This is a genomic window from Streptomyces sp. DH24, assembly GCF_029813775.1.
Classification (GTDB): Bacteria; Actinomycetota; Actinomycetes; order Streptomycetales; family Streptomycetaceae; genus Streptomyces.
The window spans coordinates 65,979-86,972 of the sequence record NZ_JARVKW010000010.1 but is presented as its reverse complement, the minus strand read 5'-3'; the positions used below and the strand labels follow the sequence as shown (position 1 = coordinate 86,972).

14 protein-coding genes are annotated in these 20,994 nt (G+C 75.2%); 12 read left to right on the top strand and 2 right to left on the bottom strand.

Going from position 1 to position 20,994, the window contains the following annotated elements; genetic code table 11:
- Positions 1 to 73 precede the first annotated feature (73 nt).
- From QC282_RS10825 to QC282_RS10790, 8 genes are all read left to right on the top strand, one after another.
- A complete protein-coding gene (locus QC282_RS10825; RefSeq protein WP_279549038.1) occupies positions 74 to 1,525 on the top strand; it encodes an acyl-CoA synthetase in 1,452 nt (483 codons plus the stop codon).
- Positions 1,518 to 2,843 carry a carboxyl transferase domain-containing protein gene (locus QC282_RS10820; RefSeq protein WP_279549037.1) on the top strand — a complete coding sequence of 442 codons (1,326 nt, stop codon included), beginning with the start codon at positions 1,518 to 1,520 and terminating at the stop codon, positions 2,841 to 2,843. The genes QC282_RS10825 and QC282_RS10820 overlap by 8 nt, the downstream gene beginning before the upstream one ends.
- A 120-nt stretch (positions 2,844 to 2,963) precedes the next feature.
- Complete coding sequence (locus QC282_RS10815) at positions 2,964 to 3,491, top strand: CU044_2847 family protein (RefSeq protein ID WP_279549036.1); 528 nt, start codon at positions 2,964 to 2,966, stop codon at positions 3,489 to 3,491.
- On the top strand, positions 3,488 to 5,227 hold the full coding sequence (locus QC282_RS10810) for a trypsin-like peptidase domain-containing protein (RefSeq protein WP_279549035.1): 1,740 nt from the start codon (positions 3,488 to 3,490) through the stop codon (positions 5,225 to 5,227). The genes QC282_RS10815 and QC282_RS10810 overlap by 4 nt, the downstream gene beginning before the upstream one ends.
- Positions 5,228 to 5,274: 47 nt before the next feature.
- Positions 5,275 to 6,309, top strand: coding sequence for a MoxR family ATPase (locus tag QC282_RS10805; protein ID WP_279549034.1), 1,035 nt, complete (start codon positions 5,275 to 5,277; stop codon positions 6,307 to 6,309).
- Positions 6,299 to 11,161 carry an SAV_2336 N-terminal domain-related protein gene (locus tag QC282_RS10800; protein ID WP_279549033.1) on the top strand — a complete coding sequence of 1,621 codons (4,863 nt, stop codon included), beginning with the start codon at positions 6,299 to 6,301 and terminating at the stop codon, positions 11,159 to 11,161. Before QC282_RS10805 ends, QC282_RS10800 begins: the two co-directional genes overlap by 11 nt.
- Before the next feature lie 140 nt (positions 11,162 to 11,301).
- Positions 11,302 to 12,339, top strand: coding sequence for a rod shape-determining protein (locus tag QC282_RS10795; protein WP_279549032.1), 1,038 nt, complete (start codon positions 11,302 to 11,304; stop codon positions 12,337 to 12,339).
- A gap of 38 nt (positions 12,340 to 12,377) precedes the next feature.
- On the top strand, positions 12,378 to 13,820 hold the full coding sequence (locus QC282_RS10790) for a GAF domain-containing sensor histidine kinase (protein ID WP_279549031.1): 1,443 nt from the start codon (positions 12,378 to 12,380) through the stop codon (positions 13,818 to 13,820).
- Between the two features lie 309 nt (positions 13,821 to 14,129).
- On the opposite strand, the gene QC282_RS10785 is transcribed toward QC282_RS10790, so the two are convergent.
- A complete protein-coding gene (locus QC282_RS10785) occupies positions 14,130 to 15,137 on the bottom strand; it encodes an anti-sigma factor RsbA family regulatory protein (protein WP_279549030.1) in 1,008 nt (335 codons plus the stop codon).
- A 275-nt stretch (positions 15,138 to 15,412) separates the two neighbouring features.
- Here QC282_RS10785 and QC282_RS10780 point away from each other — a divergent pair, with 275 nt between their 5' ends.
- Complete coding sequence (locus tag QC282_RS10780) at positions 15,413 to 16,099, top strand: ANTAR domain-containing protein (protein WP_279549029.1); 687 nt, start codon at positions 15,413 to 15,415, stop codon at positions 16,097 to 16,099.
- Between the two features lie 177 nt (positions 16,100 to 16,276).
- Here the strand turns inward: QC282_RS10780 and QC282_RS10775 are convergent, their stop codons facing one another.
- Positions 16,277 to 17,293, bottom strand: a complete 1,017-nt coding sequence (locus QC282_RS10775; protein ID WP_279549028.1) for a LacI family DNA-binding transcriptional regulator — start codon at positions 17,291 to 17,293, stop codon at positions 16,277 to 16,279.
- 298 nt (positions 17,294 to 17,591) lie between these two features.
- Here QC282_RS10775 and QC282_RS10770 point away from each other — a divergent pair, with 298 nt between their 5' ends.
- The 3 genes from QC282_RS10770 to QC282_RS10760 all read left to right on the top strand — a co-directional run bounded on the left by QC282_RS10770 (position 17,592) and on the right by QC282_RS10760 (position 20,965).
- Positions 17,592 to 18,902 (top strand): ABC transporter substrate-binding protein, encoded by a 1,311-nt coding sequence (locus QC282_RS10770; protein ID WP_279549027.1) that lies wholly within the window; start codon positions 17,592 to 17,594, stop codon positions 18,900 to 18,902.
- Between the two features lie 130 nt (positions 18,903 to 19,032).
- Positions 19,033 to 20,028: a sugar ABC transporter permease gene (locus tag QC282_RS10765; protein ID WP_279549026.1), complete on the top strand. Its 996-nt coding sequence runs from the start codon at positions 19,033 to 19,035 to the stop codon at positions 20,026 to 20,028.
- Positions 20,029 to 20,041: 13 nt separating this feature from the next.
- Positions 20,042 to 20,965: a carbohydrate ABC transporter permease gene (locus QC282_RS10760; protein WP_279549025.1), complete on the top strand. Its 924-nt coding sequence runs from the start codon at positions 20,042 to 20,044 to the stop codon at positions 20,963 to 20,965.
- Positions 20,966 to 20,994: the final 29 nt, after the last annotated feature.

The following is a 20,994-nucleotide window of genomic DNA, read 5'->3' as shown; positions in this document are numbered from 1 at the left end:
CGGGCAGGCCCGCGGACGAGGCCCGCACCCGGCCCGGCGACAACCGGTCCACGGCAGCCAAGGAGTCCGACGCGTGTCCACTCTCTTCCCGGCCCTGACCGACGGCCCGCCCGACCGGACCGCCCTCCGGTTCGGACAGCGGTCCCTGACGTACGGGGAGCTCGGCGCCGCCGCCGGTGCGCTCACCGGGCGGATCGGCGGGGCGGGGCGGGTCGCGGTGTGGGCGACCCCCGTGCTGGAGACCGGCGTCGCGGTGGTCGCGGCGCTGCTCGCCGGGGTGCCCGCCGTGCCGCTCAACCCGAAGTCGGGCGGGAAGGAGCTCGGTCACATCCTGTCCGACAGCGCCCCCTCCCTGGTGCTGGCCGCCCCGGGCGACGAACTGCCCGCCGCGCTGGGCGGCCTGGAGCGCGTGGACGTCGATGCCGACGGGCGGGCCGCCGGCGCGGTGCCCGAGGAGCGCGCCGCCGGGAGCGACCCGGCGCTCGTGGTCTACACGTCCGGCACGACCGGCCCGCCCAAGGGCGCCGTCATCCCGCGCCGGGCGATCGCGGCCACCCTGGACGCGCTCGCCGACGCCTGGCAGTGGACCGGGGACGACGTGCTGGTGCACGGGCTGCCGCTGTTCCACGTGCACGGGCTGGTGCTGGGCGTCCTCGGGCCGCTGCGGCGCGGCGGCACGGTGCGGCACCTCGGGCGGTTCAGCACGGCCGGGGTCGCCGAGGAGCTGGGGTCCGGCGCCACCATGCTGTTCGGGGTGCCGACGATGTACCACCGCATCGCGCAGACCCTGCCGGACGACCCGGAGCTGGCCGAGGCGCTGGGCGGGGCCCGGCTGCTGGTGTCCGGTTCGGCCGCGCTGCCCGTGCACGACCACGAGCGGATCACGGCGGCGACGGGCCGCCGGGTGATCGAGCGGTACGGCATGACGGAGACGCTGATGAACACCAGCGTCCGCGCGGACGGCGAACCGCGGGCCGGCACGGTCGGCGTGCCGCTGCCGGGCGTCGAGCTGCGGCTCGTGGAGGAGAACGGCACGGAGATCGCGGCGTACGACGGGGAGACCGTCGGCGAGATCCAGGTGCGCGGCCCGAACCTGTTCACGGAGTACCTGAACCGGCCGGACGCGACGGCCGCGGCGTTCACGGCGGACGGCTGGTTCCGCACCGGCGACATGGCGGTGCGCGACCCCGACGGCTACGTCCGCATCGTCGGCCGGAAGGCCACCGACCTGATCAAGAGCGGCGGTTACAAGATCGGCGCCGGGGAGATCGAGAACGCGCTGCTGGAGCACCCGGGCGTGCGGGAGGCGGCCGTCACCGGGGAGCCCGACCCGGACCTGGGCGAGCGCATCGTCGCGTGGATCGTGCCGGCCGACCCCCAGTCCCCGCCGCAGCTGCGGGAGTTGGCGGAGCACGTGGCGCGGCGGCTCGCACCGCACAAGCGGCCCCGGGTCCTCCACCACGTCGACGTGCTGCCCCGCAACGACATGGGGAAGATCATGAAGCGGGCGCTCGGCCATGGCTGACCGGCCCTCCGCCCGCGCCACGCTCGCCCTTCTCACCGACGACTTCACCGAACTCCCCCACCCCGCGCGGGAGTCGCCGCCCGGCGGCCCGCTCGGCTGGCAGGGCTACGACGCCGCCCGCGCCCGCGCCGCCGAACGCACCGGCGAGGAGGAGTCCGTGGTGTGCGGCACCGGGCACGTCGGCGGCACCCGGGCCGTGCTGATCGCGTTCGAGTTCGGCTTCCTCGGCGGCTCGCTCGGCGAACGCACCGGCGACCGCCTGGAGGCGGCGTACACGCACGCGCGCGAGCACCGGCTGCCCGTCGTGCCGCTCGTCGCCACCGGCGGCAGCCGCATGCAGGAGGGCATGCTCGCGCTGACCCAACTCCAGCGCGCCGCCCGCCAGTCCGCGCTGACCAGGGAGGCGGGCCTGGCGCAGCTCGCGGTGGTGCGGGACCCGACGACCGGGGGCGGCTGGGCCACGCTGGGCGCGGGCGCGGACGTGACCCTCGCGCTGCCCGGCGCCCAGGTCGGCTTCGCGGGCTCGCGGGTCCGGCCGCCGGACGCGGACCCGGCGGCGTACACGGCCGAGGCGCAGGTCGCGGCGGGTTCGGCGGACGCGGTCGTGGCACCCGGAAAGCTGCGGGAGACGCTGGCGCTGTGGCTGCGGCTGCTGACCTCGCCGTCCGCCGACCCCGCGCCGCCGCCCCGGCCGCTCGGCGCGACCGACCTGCCGGCCACCGGCTGGGACGCCGTACGGCGGGCCCGCTCCCCGCACCGGCCGCGCGCGGGGGCCTACCTGGACGCCTACTTCACGCGCCGCGTCGCGATCAGCGGCGACCGCTGCGGCGGCACCGATCCCGACGGGATGCTGTGCGGCTTCGGCGAGCACGAGGGCCGTACGGTCGCGTACGCCGCGCAGACCGGGACGGCGACCCGCCCGGCCGGATACCGCACGGCGGCCCGGCTGATCCGGCTCGCGGACCGGCTCGGCATCCCGGTGCTGACGCTGGTGGACACACCGGGCGCCGCCAACGACGCGGACGCCGAGCGGCAGGGCGTGGGCCCCGCGATCGCGGACCTGTTCGGCGCGGTGGCCGCCGCGCGGACGCCGGTCACCACGCTGGTGATCGGCGAGGGCGGCTCGGGCGGCGCGCTGGCACTGGCCGCGCCCGGCCGCACGTGGGCCACGCCGGACAGCTACTTCTCGGTCATCGCACCCGAGCCGGCGGCGGCGATCCTGAAGCGCCCGCCGGAGGAGGCACCCGCCACCGCCGACGAACTCCGCCTCCGTCCCCAGGACCTGACGGAACTGGGCGTGATCCGGCGCCTGCCCTGACCGGGACGGGCGGCGGGTGTCCGTTCTCGCCGTTCGCCGTCCGAATCCGGGACACGGCCGAGGCGTGTCCCGCACAATGGGGCGGTCGGTGACCGGGGACGACGGGGAGCGAGCGGCGCGGTGGACGGGTTGGTCGAGTTCAAGACGGAGGACGGCGCCGTGGTGGTCGTGGAGGCCGCCGACGGGGACGCCGGCGCCCGCCTCGTCGCCCGCGGCGACGGACCGGTCCAGGCGACCCGCACCTTCGAACGCGCTCTGGACGGCGTCCGCGCGGCGGCCGAGTCGGCGCTGCGGGTGTTCCGCGACGGGACGCTGCGGCCCGACGGTGTGGAGATCGAGTTCGGCGTGAAGATGGCCACGGAGGCCGGCGCGGTCATCGCGAAGGGGACGGCGGAGGGTCACCTCGTGGTCCGGCTGTCCTGGACGCCCGGACAGCAACAGGCCGACCGGACGCCGGGACAGCAACAGGCCGACCGGTCAGCGGGACAGCAACAGGCCGACGCCGCGGCCGTACCGGGGCAGCGCGGTGCCGTGCCGGACCTGCCGGGACAGGCGCGGCAGGCGCAGCCCGGTCCCGTCGCCGACACCGCGCCACCCGCGCCATCCGCGCGGCCCGAGCCGGGTCCGGAGACCGCCGGGCACTCATGAGCAGTGCTGCCTGGCACGCCCGGATCGAGTGCGGGGGCAGGGTGGCCGGGGCAGGCTTCCTCGTCACCCCCACCAAGGTGCTGACCTGCGCGCATGTCGTCCAGGACGGTGAACGCGCGCCGCTGACCGTGACGTTCACGGAGCGCCCCGGTCTGCCCCCGGTCGCCGCGCGGGTCGCCGTGCACGGCGGCTGGTCCGGCGGCACCACCGACCTCGGCGATCTCGCCGTACTGGAGCTGGAACGCGAGGTCGCCATCACCCCGGCCGCGCTGGCGCCCGCCCGCGCGGCGCACGGCGAACCGCCCCGCAAGCTCGTCGTCTACGGCTTCCCGTCCGGCTTCGACGAGGGCACGCTCGCCGAGTACCGCACCACCGGGCCCCAGCTGATCAAGGGCGAGTGGATCCAGCTGGAGGCGTGGCGGGCCGAGGGCCAGCCGCTGGCGCGCGGCTTCAGCGGCGCCGCCGTCACCCTGACGGACACCGGCGAGGTCGTCGGCATGGTCACGGCGGCGGCCGGCGCCAAGGGCGTGCGCAACGGGCGGATGATGCCCACCGAGATCATGGCCCGCTACTGGCCGGGCCTGGAGAGCCTCGTGCCCGCCACTGCCCCCCGCCGACCCGGCCCGGAGAGCCTCGCCCCCGGCACCGGCCTCGCCCCCGGCCCCGGGCCCGCCGACCGGGCCAGGCTGCGGGACCTCGTCGAGAAGGCGGTGCGGGCCGGACTGGACTGCGAACCGGAGGCCCTCTACACCGCCGCCGCCGACCCGTTCGACCCGCCGGCGCCCGAGGACGGCTTCGACTCGCTCCGGTCGGCCGCCCTGTTCGTGCTGAGCGAGCTGGACGGCCCGCGCGGCGCCGCCACCGTCGCCCGGTTCGCCGACCGGCTGGAGGCACTGCTGTGCGCGCCCGCGCCGTCCGCCGCGCCCGACTGGTCGCCGATCCTCGTGGAGCTGGGGCCGAGCGGCGCCGGGCAGGACCTGGTGCGCGTCGAGGTGTCGGCGTACAGCGGCGGGCGCCGGTACCCGGTCGGCGCGGACACCGTCCCGCAGGCCCGGCTGCGCGCCCACGTGCAGGACCGCATCGACGCCGCGGCCCGGTATCTCACGCCCGGCACCGACGAGTTGGTGACGTTCGCGCTGCCCCGCGACTGGCTCGACTGGCCCGTCGACCGCTGGGAGAGCGCCCCCGACGACCCCACCCCGCTCGGCTGCGCGTATCCGGTCGTCGTCACCGACCACGCCCGCCGCAAGGGCGGTGCCCGGCATGTGCTGACCCGGGCGTGGCAGCGGCTCGACGCCCGTACCGGCGCGCGTGTGCACCGCGTCGAGTGCGGCTGTCCCGAGGACCCCAAGAAGCTGCGGCTGATGCTGCGCCGCTCGGACGGCCTCGCCGGCTTCGCGGCGGCCCCGCACACCGCGCGGGCCCGCCCGCACTTCGACGCGCTGGTCACCGCGCCCGCGCCGGTCATCCTGTGGTCCCGCGCCGGGTGCGGCGCCGGGGACGGTCCGCAGGGCGGCGACCACGACTGCACCGGCACCGCGTTCCTGGACGCCCTCGACGCGCACGTCGGCGCGGTGCCGCCCGCCGAACTCCCGCGCGCCGTCCTCGCCCTGCGGGAGGAGGCCGACGCGGAGGACGGCCACTGGGCGCGGGACATCCAGCTGCTGTGGGACGACCCGCGCTGCTTCACCGACCGGCACGAGCGAGCCGTCCACGCCCAGTCACCCGTCGCCTGACCCGCCCCCGCCCCCGCCCCGCCCCACGCAGACCGGAGAACCCGTCCATGCCGAACTGGTCCGTCTACACCGGCACGAGCGAGCCGCACGACGGCATCGCCGAGCTGCCCGCGCCGCCGCCGTGGCGGGCGTTCGACGGCGGCCCCGCGCTGCGCCACCCCGACGACACGGACGACGAGTCGGCCGTCTCCCCGGACCGGGTGCACCGCGCGCAGAGCTACGTGGCCACCCCGGAGAGCGTGCGGCTGGTCAACGCGGCGCTGTGCCTGCGCCGCCCGCTGCTGGTGACCGGCCCGCCCGGCACGGGCAAGTCCTCACTGGCGTACGCGGTCGCGCGCGAGCTGCGGCTCGGGCCGGTGCTGCGCTGGAACATCACCAGCCGCAGCACCCTGGCCGACGGCCTCTACCAGTACGACCCGCTGTCCCGCCTCTACGCGGCCCGCAAGACCGGCCCCGCCGACGCGGGCGACGGGCACCGCCCGCCCGGCGGCGGCGTCGAGGACCATCTGCGGCTGGGCCCGCTCGGCACGGCGCTCCTGCCGTACGAGCGGCCCCGCGCGCTGCTCGTCGACGAGATCGACAAGAGCGACCTGGACCTGCCGAACGACCTGCTGAACATCCTGGAGGAGGGCCAGTACGAGATCCCCGAACTGGTGCGTGCCGCCCGCCACTCGGCCGACGGCGCGGCCCAGGTGCTCGCCGACGGCACCGACGCCCCGGTCACCGTGCACCGGGGCCGGGTGCGCTGCCGCGCCTTCCCCTTCGTCGTCCTCACCAGCAACGGCGAACGCGAGTTCCCGCCCGCCTTCCTGCGCCGTTGCGTCCGCCTCAAGCTGCGCCGGCCGGACCGGGCGCAGCTCACCGACATCGTCCGCGCCCACTTCGGCGGCGCCGACGCGCGGGCCGAGTCCCTGATCAACGGCTTCCTCACCCGCGCGACCAGCGGCGAACTCGCCACCGACCAACTCCTCAACGCCATCTACCTCACGGGCGTCGCCGGGCTGGACGCCACGTCCCAGGACGAACTGGCCGAACAGCTGATGCCGTACCTCAGCGCGGGGGCGGACGACGATGGCTTCTGACCCTGCGGGTCGGCAACCACGAGACCACGACCCGACGGACGAGCCCCGGACCGGCGGGGCGTCGCCGGGCGCCGCGGAGGGCGGTGACGGGGCCCGCGACGACGGCCGGGGCGAGGGCGGCAACGACGGCCGGGGCGAGGGCCGGGAGCCCGGGGCCGGTGCGGCGGGCGCCGTCGCCCAGGGCAAGGTTCGCGGCAAGGCCCGGGACGAGACCCGGGACGACAGCCGGGGCGAGGGCCGGGAGCCCGGGGCCGGTGAGGCGGATGCCGTCGCCCAGGGCAAGGCCCGCGACGACGGCCAGGGCAAGGCCCGCGACGACGGCCAGGGCAAGGCCCGCGACGAAGCACGGCACGACAGCCAGGGCGAGCCCCGGGACAACAGCCGAGGCAAGGCCCGGGAGCCCGGCGCCAGTGCGGCGGATGCCGTCGGCCGGTTGCGGGCCGTGCTGGGCGCCGTGCGCGGGGACGCGGCCGGGGACGCCGGGCCCACACCGCGCGAGCTGGCCGAAGTGCTGTGGCTGGCAGGCCAGTTGGGGGCCGAGGGGGACGGCGACAGCGACGCCGGACCCGGTCGCCCCGCCGCCCCGCCCGCGTCCACTCCGCACGGCGGCCCTCCCCCGGCCGCCCCCGCCGACGTACCTCGGGGCCCTCGACCGCCCCGCCCGGAACCGCCGTCCGACGGCCGGGTCCCGCTGCACCTGCCCGCGCCCCGGCCCGGCCAGGCCGCCGGCGGCGACGGCACGCCGCTGCTCGCGCCCGCGCCGCCGATGCTGCACCACCCGCTCGCCCTGCAACGGGCCCTGCGTCCGCTCAAACGCAAGGTGCCCTCCCCGCACGCCCGGGTCCTCGACGAGCACGCCACCGCCGACCGGATCGCCCGCCTCGGCGCGCACCCCGACGCCTGGCTGCCGGTGCTGCGCCCGGCCCCGGACCGCTGGCTGCGCCTGAACCTGGTCCACGACACCGGCCCCACCATGCCCGTCTGGCGCCCGCTGGTCCGCGAACTGCACACCGTCCTCGCCCAGTCGGGCATCTTCCGCACGATCACCCTGCACCCCGCCGGCCCCGACGGCCGGGTCCGGCAGGTCCCCGACCCGGCCGACGGGCGGACGGTCACGCTCGTCGTCAGCGACTGCATGGGCCCGCAGTGGCGGCCGGGCCCGGCGGGCGACCGCTGGTACCGCACCCTGCGCCGCTGGTCCGCCCGTATGCCGGTGGCCGTCGTGCAGCCCCTGCCGGAACACCTGTGGCACACCACGGCCCTGCCCGCCGAGCCCGGCCTGCTCACGCCCCCGGCCGCGGCGGCCCCCTCGGCCGCGCTCGCCTTCGCCCCGTACGACCCGGACGCCGCGCCCCCGCCGCCGTCCGCCGTACCGGTGCCGGTGCTGGCACCGGGGCCGTCCTGGCTGGCCCACTGGGCGGCGCTGCTCGGCGACCCCGGCGGCGGCCGCACCCCCGGCGCGGCGGCCTGGCTGCCGCCCGCTCCGGTGCCGCCGGCCGAGACCGCCCGCGACATCGCCGCGCTGGGCCCCGAGGAACTGGTGCTGCGGTTCCGGGGGACGGCGTCCCCGGAGGCGTTCCGGCTCGCCGGTCATCTGTCCCTGGCCGTTCCGGCGCTGCCCGTGATGCGCCTGGTCCAGCACGTCCTGCTGCGCGACCCGCGCCCGCAGCACCTGGCCGAGATCATCCTCAGCGGCATGCTCACGGCCGTCCCCGGCCCGCCCGGCAGTTACGCCTTCCGCCCCGGCGTACGCGACCTGCTGCACCGCTCCCTGCCGCGCACGGCACGCGGCCGCACCCGTGAGTTCCTGGCCCGCGTCGGCGGCCTGATCGACGAGCGGGCGGGCCTCGCCGCGGGCGACTTCCGCGCGGAGGCCCGCCGGCGCCCGTCCGACGGCGGGGACGCGGCCATCGCGACGGTCAGCGAGGAGACGGTACGGCGACTGGGCGCGGACGAGCCGGGCCGGCTGGTCGGCGGACGGTACCGGCTGGTCGGGCAGCGCGGGCAGGGGCGGCGGGTCTGGAGGGCCGTGGACGAGGAGACCGGCCGTACCGTCGTGGTGCACCGCTACCCGGAGCGGGCGGCGCCGCGCGAGGGCTTCCTGCGGGAGGCCGAGGTGCTGGCCGGCATCCGGGATCCGCACCTGGTGCCGGTACTGGACTACGGCGTCGACGGCGAAACGCCGTATCTGGTCGCCCGGTTCGTGGACGGCGTGACCCTGACGGAACTGTGGCAGGGCAACGGCCCGCTGCCGTACCCGGTGTTCGAGCGCCTCGTGCACCACGTCACCGCCGGGCTGCGCACCCTGCACGCCCACGGGCTGGCATGGGGACAGCGGGACCGGGCCGGACTGCTGCTGTGCCCGGACGGCACCGCGATGATCAGCCGGTTCGCGCTGGGCGACCGCCCGGACAGGAGCGACGCCGACGCATTCCGCTCGCTGCTGCACGAGTTGGGAGACCACGCGGCCCCGCACCGGCGCCTGCTGGAACTGCTCGCCGACGGCCGGCTTCCCGAGCCCGCCCGCACCCCGGACCGCGACCGGCTGCGGTTCACCCTGCTCGGTCCGCTCCGCGTCAGCCGGTACCAGGAGCCCCTGGAACTTCCGTCCCCGGAGGCCCAGGCCCTGCTGTGCATGCTGCTGCTCCGGCACGGCCGCCCCGTCCTCCACGCCGAGCTGGTACGCGGCCTGTGGCCGACGCCGCCCCCGCCCGCCGAGGCCGCCGCCCGCGTCTCCGGCCTGGTGGCGGAACTGCGCCGCCTCCTCGGCCCCGGCGTCCTCGCCACCCCGTCCTACGGCCTCGCCCTGCACGTACCCGACGCCTTCATCGACGTGATCCACTGCGAGGACCTCCTGCCCGCCCGCGGCCGGGAACCGGAACCGCCCGCCCGGCGCGCCCGGATCCAGCAGGCCCTGGACCTCTTCCACGGCGACCCCCTCGACGGCGTCCCCGGCCCCGCCGCCGCGACCGCCCGGGCCCGGCTGCGCGCCCTGCGCCTCACGCTGTGCGCGACGCGCGCCGAACTCGACATCGCCCTCGGCGACTTCGGGCGCGCCACGGAGGACCTGACGGCCCTGCTGCGGGACCACCCGGACCACGAGGAGTTCCGCCGCCTGCACGCACGGGCGCGGCGCGGGAGCGACGCACCGCACGCCTCACGAGCGGCCCGCCCCACGATCGTCCTGGAGGCCGACCACCTCACCGACACGACCCGTGACCAACTCGGCTCGTACCTGAGCGGGCTGCTCGCACGCGGTGGCCTCGCCCCGCACCAGTACGAGATGCTCACCCGCGCCAACGGCCACGTCGTCCTCACCGAGCCGGGGACCGACGTGCACAGCGTCCTCGCGGAAACCCTGCCCTCGTTGCGCTTCTTCGTCTCCGGGCTGGAGCCCCGGCCCCGGGTGCGGACGACGTTCTGGGACACCGCGTGGTTCGCAAGTGACGGCCAACAGGCCGAACCCCCCGGCTTGCGGTCGGCCCTGGACCGGATCGAGTCGGACGCCGTGGTGATCGCGCCGCCGCTGCACGAGGAGTTCACCGCTCGACGGCCCGAGTACGCGGGCGCCTTCGAGCCGCTGAGGACCGGGCCGGACGCGTCGCCGTCCGCCTGGTACCACACCCTCGACATCCCGCACCCGGCCGCGGAGCCCGCACGGGACCTGGTGCGCGGCCCGCTCCCGCTCCGGCCCACCACCGCGCTGCCCGGGCCGGTGCCCGGCCGCACGGCCATCGTGCCGGCCACCGCCGACGGCCGGCATTCACTTCTCCGGCCGGACGGCCGGCCGACGCACTACTACGAGGTGGACCTCACCCCGCGGCACGCCACCCGCACCGTGTCCCTGCCCGCCTTCCGCCACGGCTTCTTCGCGGCCTCCGTCAAGCTGTCCTGGCACGTGGACGACCCCGTGGCGTTCGTCCGGAGCGACACGGCCGACGTCCTGACCCTCCTGCTCAACCACCTGACCCAGGTGGCGTCCCGCCTGACCCGCCGCCACACCGTCCGGCGAGTCGGCGCCGCCCAGCGGGCCGTCCAGGACGGACTGCGCGACTGGCCGGTGCCGGGGCTGGCCGTGTCCTGCTCCGTACGGCTCGCCCCCCGGGACGCCCCGGAGGGCCCGCCCCGCCCGGCACCGCCCCGCGCGCCCACCCCGGCCGACCTGCTCAAGGACGCGGACGCGGTGCTGCTCGGCTTCGACGGGCCGCTGACCCGGCTGTTCTCACGGTCCGCCGCCCGCAGCGCCGCCCTCGAACTGCTGTCCCTGGTGACCGAGAACCGCGACCCGGCCGACGCCCTCGACGGCCGCCCCCTGACCCCGTCCCCGGACAACACCCCCCCCCCGCTCGACGTGCTGCGCGCCTACGCCCACGACCCCCGGCTCGCCCCACGCCTGCGCGACCGCCTCGACCGGCTGGAACTGCGCGCCGCGGAGCACTCCGCGCAGAACCACAACGCCACCTCCCTCGTGGTCGCCCTGGCCGCGTCCCGTTTCGCGCAGGACTTCGCGGTGGTCACCGACGTGTCGCGGCGCGCGGTGCTCCGCCACCTGCAGGTGCACTCGCTGAGCGGTTCGGTGCGCAACGTCCACGGCCGGAGCCGGGACACCGCCCTGCTCATGCCGGACCCGGACTGTCTGCGGCGGGCGCTCGGTTCGTTCCGCAGCGCGCCCCGCAACCCCGTGGTGATCGGCTCCTCCCCCGCCGAACTGGCCGCCGCCCAGGCCCTGGACCTGCCGTTCCTCGCCGTGACGGACAACCTCCCCGACGAGGACCGGCTGCGCGAGCGGGGCTGTCAGGCGGCCGTGCGCCTCCTGTCGGACCTGGTCGACGCGGTGTCGTACGGCAGGTGATCCGCCCGTCCGCAGGACCCCCCATTCAGCGGCCCCCCGCCCGGCCCCCTCCGAAAGGCGCGTCCGCCCGCGTCCCCTGACGATGCGTAGGAGGTCCCCCGCCCGGGGGCCCACGGTCTGTGCTCTCGGGAGGAACCGCCATGACCGCCAGTCTGGAGCAGCTGCGCCGCTGCCACTTCGCCGTCGACCTCGGAGCGGCGCGGACGCGGGTGTACGTCAAGGGCGCCGGGCTCGTCGTGGACCAGCCGTCCGCCGCCGCCGTCAACACCAGGACCGGCGCGCTCATCGCGGTCGGCGAGTTCGCGGAGAAGATGACGGGCCGCACCCCCGGCTACATCCGCGTCGTCCGCCCGGTCTCCGGCGGCTCGGTCGTCGACATCGAGATGGCGCAGCGCATGCTGCGGCACCTGCTCGGCGACAAGATGCGCCGCGCCCTGCGCCGCAAGCCCCGGCTGCGCGCCGCGGCCTGCACCCCGCACGACGCCGATCCGCTCGCCCAGCGGGCCGCCATCGAGACGCTCGTCGGTCTGGGGGCGCGCCGCGTCGAACTGGTCGACACCCTCATCGCCGCCGCCGTCGGCTGCGGACTGCCCGTGGAGCGGCCCGAGGCCAGCATGATCATGGTGTGCGGTGCCGCCGCCACCCAGGTCGCGGTGCTGTCCCTGGGCTCCATCGTGACCGCCGAGCGCATCCCCGTCGGCGGCGAGGCGGTGGACCACGCGATCGTCCAGCACCTGCGCCAGCGGCACGAACTGGTGCTGCCGAGCCAGTCCGTACGCCCGCTCCAGCTCGCCCTGTCCGGCAACGGGCTCACCCCGCAGGGCCCGGCCTCCACGGAGATCCACGGGCGGGACGTCGCCACCGGCCTCGCGCGGTCCGTGCACGTGGACACCGCCGCCGTCCGGGACGCCATCCAGACCCCGCTGACCGCGGTCCTCGACGGCATCGGCAAGGTGCTGCGGGACTGCCCGCCCGATCTGGTCGCCGACCTCGCCGACCGCGGGATCATGATGGTCGGCGGCAGCGCGCTGCTGCCCGGCCTGGACACGATGCTGCGGCAGGCGACCGGCATGCCGGTGCACATCGCGGAGCGGCCGGACGTGTGCGCCGTGCTGGGCCTGGGCGCCATGCTGGAGGGCAAGATCGAGCCGATGGTGCTCGACCCGCTGGCCGGCTGAGCGGCTCCCGGGCCTGCGGACGGCGGGGCGGACCGCGCATGGCCGACGAGCTGCCGCCGCTCCTCGACGCGGTCCTCGGCGTCGGCACCGACCTGGAGCTGCGCACCACGCTGCGGCACATCGTGGACGGCGCCGCCGAACTGACCGGCGCCCGGCAGGCCGTGCTCGTCGCCCGGGACCCGCACCGCGACGGTCTCACCGACATCCGCGCGCAAGGCCCGCCGGACGTGCCGCCCGCGCCGTGCTCGCTGCGCGTGCCGGTCCGGGTGCGCGACGAGGAGTTCGGCGAACTGAGCCTGGCCGACAAGCGGGACGGCGGCCCGTTCGCCGCCGAGGACGAACGGCTGGTGCGGCTGCTCGCCGAGCAGGCCGGCGCCGCCATCGGCAACGCCCGCCTGTACGAGGCGGCCCGGCGGCGGGAACGCTGGGTCGAGGGGGCCGCCGCCGTCACCACCGCGCTGCTGTCCGGCGAGGCCGCCGACGACGCGCTGACGACGGTCGCGGAACGCGCCCGCGTCCTGGCCGACGCCGCCGCGGGCGTCATCCTGCAACCGACCGCCGAGGGCGGCATGGAGATCGTGACGGCGGCCGTGCCGGACGCCCCCGACGACATCCTCGGGACGACCATCGCGCCGGGCACCGCCGTGCTCGACCAACTCCTCGGCGGGGAGCCGGTGTTCACCGACGACGCGGCGACCGACCCCCGTATGACGACCCGGGTGCGGCACCGCTTCGGGCCGAGCATGCTGCTGCCGCTCCAGGCCGGCGGGCGGCTGATCGGCACCCTCGCCCTGTGCCGCGCGCGCGGCACCCGCCCCTACACGGCGGTGGAACGGCACCTGGCGACGCAGTTCGCCTCCCAGGCGGCCCTCGCCCTGGTCCTCGCCGACGCCCGCCGCCGCAGGCAGCGCCTGGCGGTCTACGAGGACCGCGACCGCATCGCCCGCGACCTGCACGACCTCGTGGTGCAACGGCTGTTCGCCACCGGGATGATGCTGGAGTCCACGCAGCGCCGCAGCCCGCCGGGCGCCGTCCACGACATCCTCGGACGGGCGGTGGACGAGTTGCAGTCGACGGTCCAGGAGGTCCGTACGGCGATCTTCGCGCTCCAGCAGCCACCGGCCGACGCGCCCGCCTCCCTGCGCGCCCGGGTACTGCGGGAGACGGCGAGCGCGGCGGCCCTGCTGGGCTTCCCGCCGTCCACGCACTTCACGGGGCCCGTCGACAACCGCGTACCGGACGAGACCGCGGCCCGGCTGCTGACCGCGCTGCGCCGCGCCCTGGCCACCGCGTCCCGGCGCGGCGACGTCACCCGCGTCGAGGTCACCGTCGACGCGACGACGACACTCCCGGACGGCCGCGACGCGGTACGGCTGACGGTCCACGACGACGGGGCCGGGGCGGCTGGGGCTGACGGTGCTACCGGGGCGACCGGAGGGACCGGAGCGGGGACGACGGTGACGCGGCAGTGGCCGCTGTGAGCCGACGCCCGGGTCGGCCCCGGGGTGGGGCCACGTACCCCGGCGCGCGGGTCGGCGCCGCGCACAGGTCGGCGCCGCGAGCAGGCCGCTGCCGCGCGGGAGTCCCGGGCACGGGAGTCCGGCGTACGGGAGCGGGCCCGCAGGGGGCCGGGCCCAGCAGTCGGTCCCGCTGCCGCGCGGGAGTCCGGCGCACGGGAGCGGGGCGGCATGCTCGCCGGGGCCCGCAGCGGGCCGAGCCCAGCAGTCGGTCGGGGCCGGGTCCCCGTGACGTCCCGGCGCCGAGGCCCGCGTCCGCCGCGCGGGGACCGGTCAGCGGTGGAACCAGCAGCGGATCGTCGTGCCCTCGTCCGTGGTGTGCACGCGGACCAGGTCGGAGACCAGATTGACCAGCAGCAGGCCCCGGCCGCCGCGCTGGTCGCGGGGCGCGGGCAGACGGCCGGCCAGCGGGTCGGTGAGCCGCCCCCGGTCGCCGACCTCGCACACCACGGCGTCCCGCTCCTCCCACATCCGCAGCACGCCGGAACCCCCGCCGTGCACGACGCTGTTGGTGGTCAGCTCCGCCGAGACGATCGCCACGTCCTCCAGCCGCAGGCCCACCAGCCCGAGCCGCTCGCCCTCACCGACGGCGACGTGCCGCGCCCGGGTGAGGCTGTCCGCGTCGAAGGCGTACGTCAGGGCCGTGCTCGGCGCCGGGGGCAGCGGGCGGTTCCAGCGGGCGACGACGCCCATCGGGTCGTAGGCGGCGCTGGGCCGCTCCCGCCCCTCGCCGGCGGGGATGACGGTGGGGTGCGTGGCGTGGGCGTCGGCGAGGACGCGCGCGTCGAGGCGGCGGACGTCGTAGGGGCACAGGATGCTCACGGCGCGGCCCCGGAAGGCGGCGTTGATCAGCGCCTCGTGCTGGACGCAGGCGGGGTATTCGGTGGCCGAGCGGCCGGCCCAGATCGGCTCGCCGATGATCCACGCCCGGCGGCCGGGCGGCGTCGCGTCGGCGAAGGCGCGCAGCACGCCGGGGATGATCCGGCCCGGGTTGCGGCCCGCCTCCCGCATGTCCAGGAACCGCACCGCCCGGCCCCGGTCGCCGAGGGCGTCCTGCACGAGCCGCAGGTTGTCGCCGGGCACCGCCACGGCCACCGGGTCACCGGCGTCGAGTCCGTCGCGCACGAAGGAGACCGTGCCCGCGAGGTACTCGGCCTCGTCCCCGTAGAACAGGGCGGGGTGGACGAACGGCGCCAGGGCCGCCGCCGGTCCTTCCGGGCCTCCCGGGCCACGTGGCCCCAGGACCCCCAACGGGTCGCTGGGGTCGGCCACTGCACTCATGACACAGACACCTCGATCGCCGACAGACAGGGCACCGGAACGCCGGCTTCCTTCCTTCCCGCTCACCTCTTCCGGGCTGGGCCGCGCGTACCCGACCGGGAACGGGTCATTCCCCGTCCCGGGTGTACTACGCCATCCGGCGGGCAGGCGAACGTCCGAAGCCCCTCCACACGCGGACCGCGGGCCCTGTTTCCCGCAACCGCGCACCGAGGGGACGGAACGTGCGGGGCTCCGGCCCTCGGACAAGGCACTCAACAGTACGACAAGGCGGTGACATGACCTCTGCGGCACTTTCACCTCTGGCGGGGCGGCTGAACACGCCGTCGATCGACTGCCGCGTGGACCCGGACGGGCGGGCGACGCTCAGCCCTCGGGGCGAGCTCGTCCACGGATGCGCGGACTCCCTCGCCGGGGAACTCGCCGCGCTGCCGGACACCGTCCACCGCATCGACCTGGACATGAGCGGTGTGGTCTTCATGGACACGGCCGGGCTGCAGTTCCTGGACGTGCTCAACGACCACCGGCACCGGTACGGCACGACCGTGACCACCAGGAACTGGCGGGGCCAGCCGCGTCGCATCCTGGAACTCGCCGGGCTGGACACCACCGACCCGCTGCACGGCGCCACCTGCCCCGCCCCGGAGTCCGCGCCCCGGTCCGCCACGTCCGCGGTGGCCAGGGAACGCGCCGAGCAGCTGCACGTGCTCCAGGAGGAGGTGGACCAGCTCCGTCAGGCGATCGCGTCGCGCCCGGTGATCGACCAGGCGCGCGGCATCCTCATGGCCACCCACGCCTGCACGTCGGACGAGGCGTGGCACATCCTGCGGGAGACGTCCCAGCTGTCCAACACCAAGCTGCGCACGGTCGCCGAGGCCCTCACCGCCGGTGCCGAGCCGGACGGCCCGGCGCTGCCCCCGGACCTGCGCCGCGCCCTGCGCACGGCCCTCAGCCGCCGCCACTGACCACCCGCGGGACGCGGACGCGACACGGGGGTCGCACGGCCCCGCACGACGCCCGCGGCCGCCAGGGAGACGACGTACCTCGGGCGCGACGGCCGTAGCGGGCGCCGGGAGGGCGGCGCGCCCCAGACCCCACGGGAAGGCCGTCCCGGGTCCCGCAAGGACGACGCACGACGCGCCTCAAGAGGACTCGCGCACCACCAGCTCCGTGGGCAGCGTCGTCTGCTGCCGGGACGCGCCCGGCTCGGCGATCTCGGTGAGGAGGATGCGGGCCATCGTCCGGCCCAGTTCCTCCACCGGCTGGCGGACCGTCGTCAGCGGCGGGTTGGTGTGGCGGGCGAGGACGGAGTCCTCGAAGCCGACGACGGCGATGTCGTCGGGCACCCGGCGTCCCTGCCGGCGCAGTTCGGCGAGCGCGCCGACGGCCATGAGGTCGGAGGCGGCGAAGACGGCGTCCAGATCCGGGGCGCGTTCAAGAAGCGAACGCACCGCGCGGCAGCCGCCCTCCTCGGTGAAGTCCCCGTTCTCCACCAGGACTTCGGGCGCTGGGACTCCGGCTTCCGCATGTGCCGCGCGCCAGCCGGCGAGCCGGCTGCGGCCGACGTCCATGTCGAGCGGGCCGGTGATGGTGGCGACGCGGGTCCTGCCGCTGCGCAGCAGGTGCCGGACGGCCTCGGTGGCGCCCCCGGCGTTGTCGGAGTCCACGTAGCTCAGCCGCTCCCGCTCGTCGCGGCGGCCGGCCAGGACCGTGGGCAGCCCCATCTCCTCCAGGATGCCCGGCAGCCGGTCGTCGGCGTGCACCGAGACCAGCAGTACGCCGTCCACGCGGCGGGTCGCCACCGACTCGGTCAGCTGGTCGCGCTCGGCCTGGTCGCGGACGAGCATGAGCTGAAGCTGGGTCCGGGTCTCGGCCAGGGCGCCGCTGACGCCCCTGATCATCGCCGCGAAGAACGGTTCCGAGCCGAGCCGGCTCTCGGACTCGGGGATCACCAGTGCCACCGCGTTGGTGCGGTTGGTCACCAGGCCGCGGGCGACCGAGTTCGGGACGTAGTTGAGTTCCTTGATCGCGGCGAGGACCCGGGCCCGCGCGTCGGCGCTGACCAGGTCCGAGCCGTTGACGACACGGGACACCGTCGTCCGGCCGACACCGGCACGGGCGGCGACCGTCTTGATCGTGGGGCGGCGGTTCCCGGCCATGCGCTCCTCCGCTGCGATTCACCGCGACGGCGTCGGCCGCGGACGTGACCAGCGGCAATTCTGACAGACGCCGCCGTGTGCGAAGCACCCCCCGGAGCCCTCGGAACAAAAGTCGGCGCGGGGCACCGCGGGCTATTTGTGTTCAAGTCATTGACAGATCCGCTCGCTACCAGGAGTCTTCCATCCGCGGTGGGAACGTGCCCACCCAGAGTTGGGCACGTTCCCACCCCCATCAGAGCCGCTGTCATCGCAGAACTCGTCACTCCGATGTGTCAGCGCCGTCGCTAGGAGGAGATCCATGAGCACTCACAGATCGCTGCACAGGAAGGCGGTGGCGGCGGTCGCGGCCGTCGGCGCGCTCACGCTCGTCGTCGGCTGCGGCGGCAGCGACGACTCGGCGACCGGCGGTGGCAAGAAGGACGGCAAGGTCACCATCACCATGGGCATGTACGGGGTGATGGGCTTCAAGGAGACGGGCCTGCTGGAGCAGTACGAGAAGGAGAACCCCGGCGTCGAGATCAAGGCCGAGGTCGCCGGTGACGAGCAGACGTACTACACCGCCCTGCAGACCCGGCTCGCCGCGGGCAAGGGCCTGAAGGACATCCAGGGCATCGAGATCGGCCGGGCCAAGGAGATCGTCGACACCCAGGCGGCCAGGTTCGCGGACTTCTCCGACGTGGCGGGCACCGACCACTTCCTGCCGTGGAAGCAGTCCCAGATCACCACGCAGGACGGCAAGGTGCTGGGCCTCGGCACCGACATCGGCCCGATGGCCGTCTGCTACCGCAAGGACTACTTCGAGAAGGCCGGCCTGCCCACCGACCGCGACGAGGTCGCCAAGCTGTGGGAGGGCGACTGGAAGAAGTACGTCGAGGTCGGCCGCACCTTCAAGAAGGACTTCAAGGGCGGCGAGGTGGCCTACATGGACGCGGCCAGCGGCCTGTTCAACGCCATGGTCTACGGCTACCCCGAGCAGTACTACAACGAGAACGGCGACCTGATCTACGACAAGAACCCGGCCGTCAAGGAGGCCTGGAACCTCGCCGCCGACGCCGCCGAGGACGGCCTGAGCGCCAAGCTCCGCCAGTTCCAGCCGGGTTGGGACCCCGGACTGGCCAACGGTACGTTCGCCACCGCCGTCTGCCCGGCCTGGATGCTCGGCCACATCGGCGAGAAGGCCGGCGAGAAGAACAAGGGCAAGTGGGACGTCGCCAAGGCCCCCAAGGGCGCCAACTGGGGCGGCTCCTTCCTCGGCGTGGTCGAGAACAGCCCGGTGAAGGAAGAGGCGAAGAAGCTCGTCGCGTGGCTGACCGCGCCGGAGCAGCAGGCCCACATCTTCCAGAAGCAGGGCAGCGTCCCGTCCTCGCAGAAGGCGCTGGAGAGCCCCGACGTCAAGAACGTCACCTCGGAGTACTTCAACGGCGCCCCGATCGGCCAGATCTTCGGCGCGGCCGCACAGGACATACCGGACAAGCAGGTCCTCGGCCGCAAGGACGGCACGATCAAGGACACCTTCTCCCAGGGCCTGACGCTGATCGAGCAGCAGGGTGCCTCGCGCGACGAGGCGTGGAAGACCACCGCCGAGCGCATCGAGAAGGCCGTCGGCTGACCTCGGCCCCTCGGCCCAAGGCCCCTCGCGGCCTCAGGTTCTTTCGGCCCTCGGGCCTCCCGGGCCCGCCCGCATCCGCCGGCGGGCCCGGGGGTCCGGCTCACGCATCCGCTCTCAGGAAGGAAGTCCGGTGGCCACCTCCACCACCAAGGCCCAGGCCGGCCGGGGGCGTGAACGCCCGTCCCCGAGGCCGGGCGACGACGGCGCCGGCCGGCGGCGCGGCGCGCTGCTGCACCGGCTGGACGTCAAGGGCGCTCCCTACGCGTTCGTCGCACCGTTCTTCGTCGTGTTCGCCGCGTTCAGCTTCTACCCCCTCGTCTACACGTCCTGGATTTCCCTGCACCGGGTGGAACTGGCCACTCTCGACATCATGGAGTGGGTGGCGCTCGACAACTACGTCGAGCTGTGGAACGACTCCCGGTTCTGGAACGCGCTGCTCAACACCATCACGATCGGCGTGCTGTCCACGGTGCCCCAGCTGCTGATGGCGCTCGGCCTGGCGCACCTGCTCAACTACCGGATGCGCGGCTCGCTGTTCTTCCGCGTCGCCTCGCTCGTGCCGTACGCCACCTCGGTGGGTGCCGCCGCCCTGGTGTTCACGATGCTCTTCGAGCGCGACTTCGGCATGATCAACTGGGCGCTCGGGACGGTCGGCCTGGACCCGGTGAACTGGGAGGCCGACAAGTGGCCCGCCCAGGCCGCGATCTCCACCATCGTCATCTGGCGCTGGACCGGCTACAACGCGCTGCTCTACCTGGCCGCCATGCAGGCCATCCCCGCCGACCGGTACGAGGCCGCCGCCATCGACGGCGCGTCCCGCTGGAAGCAGTTCACGCACGTCACCGTGCCGGGGATCCGCTCCACGATCGTCTTCACCATCGTGCTCTCCACGATCGGCGCGACCCAGCTGTTCGGTGAGCCGCTGATCTTCGGCCAGGGCCCCAACGGTGTGACGGGCGGCGCGGACAACCAGTACCAGACGCTGGGCCTGCTGCTGTACGAGGAGGGCTGGAAGAACTACCAGATGGGCCGCTCGGCGACGGTCGCCTGGGCGATGTTCCTGCTGCTCGTCCTCGTCTTCGTGGCCCAGCGCCTGATCAAGCGCCTGCGCGCCCGTACGTCCTGACCAGGAGTCCGCAATGACCACAGAAAGCCTCCCGGTCCGGACGGACGCGCCGGCCCGGACCTCCCCGAAGCGGCACGCGGCCCCCGGCCGCCTCCGGCTGTTCGCCCCGCGCGCCGGACGCCAGCACCACGCCGGGCCGCTCGCCTACGTCCTGCTCGGGATCACGGCGATCCTGTCGATCTTCCCGCTGTACTGGACGATGGTGGCGGCCTCGACGGACAACACCCGCGTCAGCCAGACGCCCCCGCCGTTCCTGCCCGGCCCCAACCTCTTCAGCAACCTGGCCCGCGCCTGGGACGAGGCGGCGATGGGCAAGGCCATGATCAACAGCACGATCGTGGCCGGTGTCATCGCCCTGTCCACGGTGCTGTTCGCGACGCTGGCCGGATTCGCCTTCGCCAAGCTGCGGTTCAAGGGCCGCAACGCGCTGCTGATGCTGGTGATCGGCACGATGATGGTGCCGCCGCAGCTCGGTGTCGTACCGCTGTTCATGATGATGTCCGAGCTCGGCTGGTCGCAGCAGCTGCCCGCCGTCATCTTCCCGACGCTGGTGAGCGCGGTCGGCGTCTTCTTCATGCGGCAGTACCTGTCGGAGGCGCTGCCGGACGAACTGGTCGAGGCCGCACGCGTGGACGGCGCGCACTCGCTGCGCATCTTCTGGAGCATCGTGCTGCCCGTCGCGCGGCCCGCGATGGCCGTCCTGTTCATGATCACGTTCGTGCACGCCTGGAACGACTTCTTCTGGCCCTTCGTGGTGCTCGACATGACCAACCCGACGGTCCCCGTCGCCCTCACCCAGCTCAGCGCCGGCTACGTCCGCGACCAGTCCCTGATCATGGCGGGCGCGCTCCTCGGCACGCTGCCGCTGCTGGCGATGTTCATCGTCTTCGGCCGCCAGATCGTCAGCGGCATCATGGCCGGCGCCGTCAAGGGCTGACCCGGCGAACCCACCCGGCCCGGCCGCCG

Excerpts from the sequence above, each read along its gene's own strand:
- QC282_RS10805 (WP_279549034.1), top strand. The coding sequence starts at position 5,275 with ATGCCGAACTGGTCCGTCTACACCGGCACGAGCGAGCCGCACGACGGC.
- QC282_RS10810 (WP_279549035.1), top strand. The coding sequence starts at position 3,488 with ATGAGCAGTGCTGCCTGGCACGCCCGGATCGAGTGCGGGGGCAGGGTG.
- QC282_RS10800 (WP_279549033.1), top strand. The coding sequence starts at position 6,299 with ATGGCTTCTGACCCTGCGGGTCGGCAACCACGAGACCACGACCCGACG.
- QC282_RS10780 (WP_279549029.1), top strand. The coding sequence starts at position 15,413 with ATGACCTCTGCGGCACTTTCACCTCTGGCGGGGCGGCTGAACACGCCG.
- QC282_RS10760 (WP_279549025.1), top strand. The coding sequence starts at position 20,042 with ATGACCACAGAAAGCCTCCCGGTCCGGACGGACGCGCCGGCCCGGACC.
- QC282_RS10790 (WP_279549031.1), top strand. The coding sequence starts at position 12,378 with ATGGCCGACGAGCTGCCGCCGCTCCTCGACGCGGTCCTCGGCGTCGGC.
- QC282_RS10820 (WP_279549037.1), top strand. The coding sequence starts at position 1,518 with ATGGCTGACCGGCCCTCCGCCCGCGCCACGCTCGCCCTTCTCACCGAC.
- QC282_RS10775 (WP_279549028.1), bottom strand. The coding sequence starts at position 17,293 with ATGGCCGGGAACCGCCGCCCCACGATCAAGACGGTCGCCGCCCGTGCC.
- QC282_RS10795 (WP_279549032.1), top strand. The coding sequence starts at position 11,302 with ATGACCGCCAGTCTGGAGCAGCTGCGCCGCTGCCACTTCGCCGTCGAC.
- QC282_RS10785 (WP_279549030.1), bottom strand. The coding sequence starts at position 15,137 with ATGAGTGCAGTGGCCGACCCCAGCGACCCGTTGGGGGTCCTGGGGCCA.
- QC282_RS10770 (WP_279549027.1), top strand. The coding sequence starts at position 17,592 with ATGAGCACTCACAGATCGCTGCACAGGAAGGCGGTGGCGGCGGTCGCG.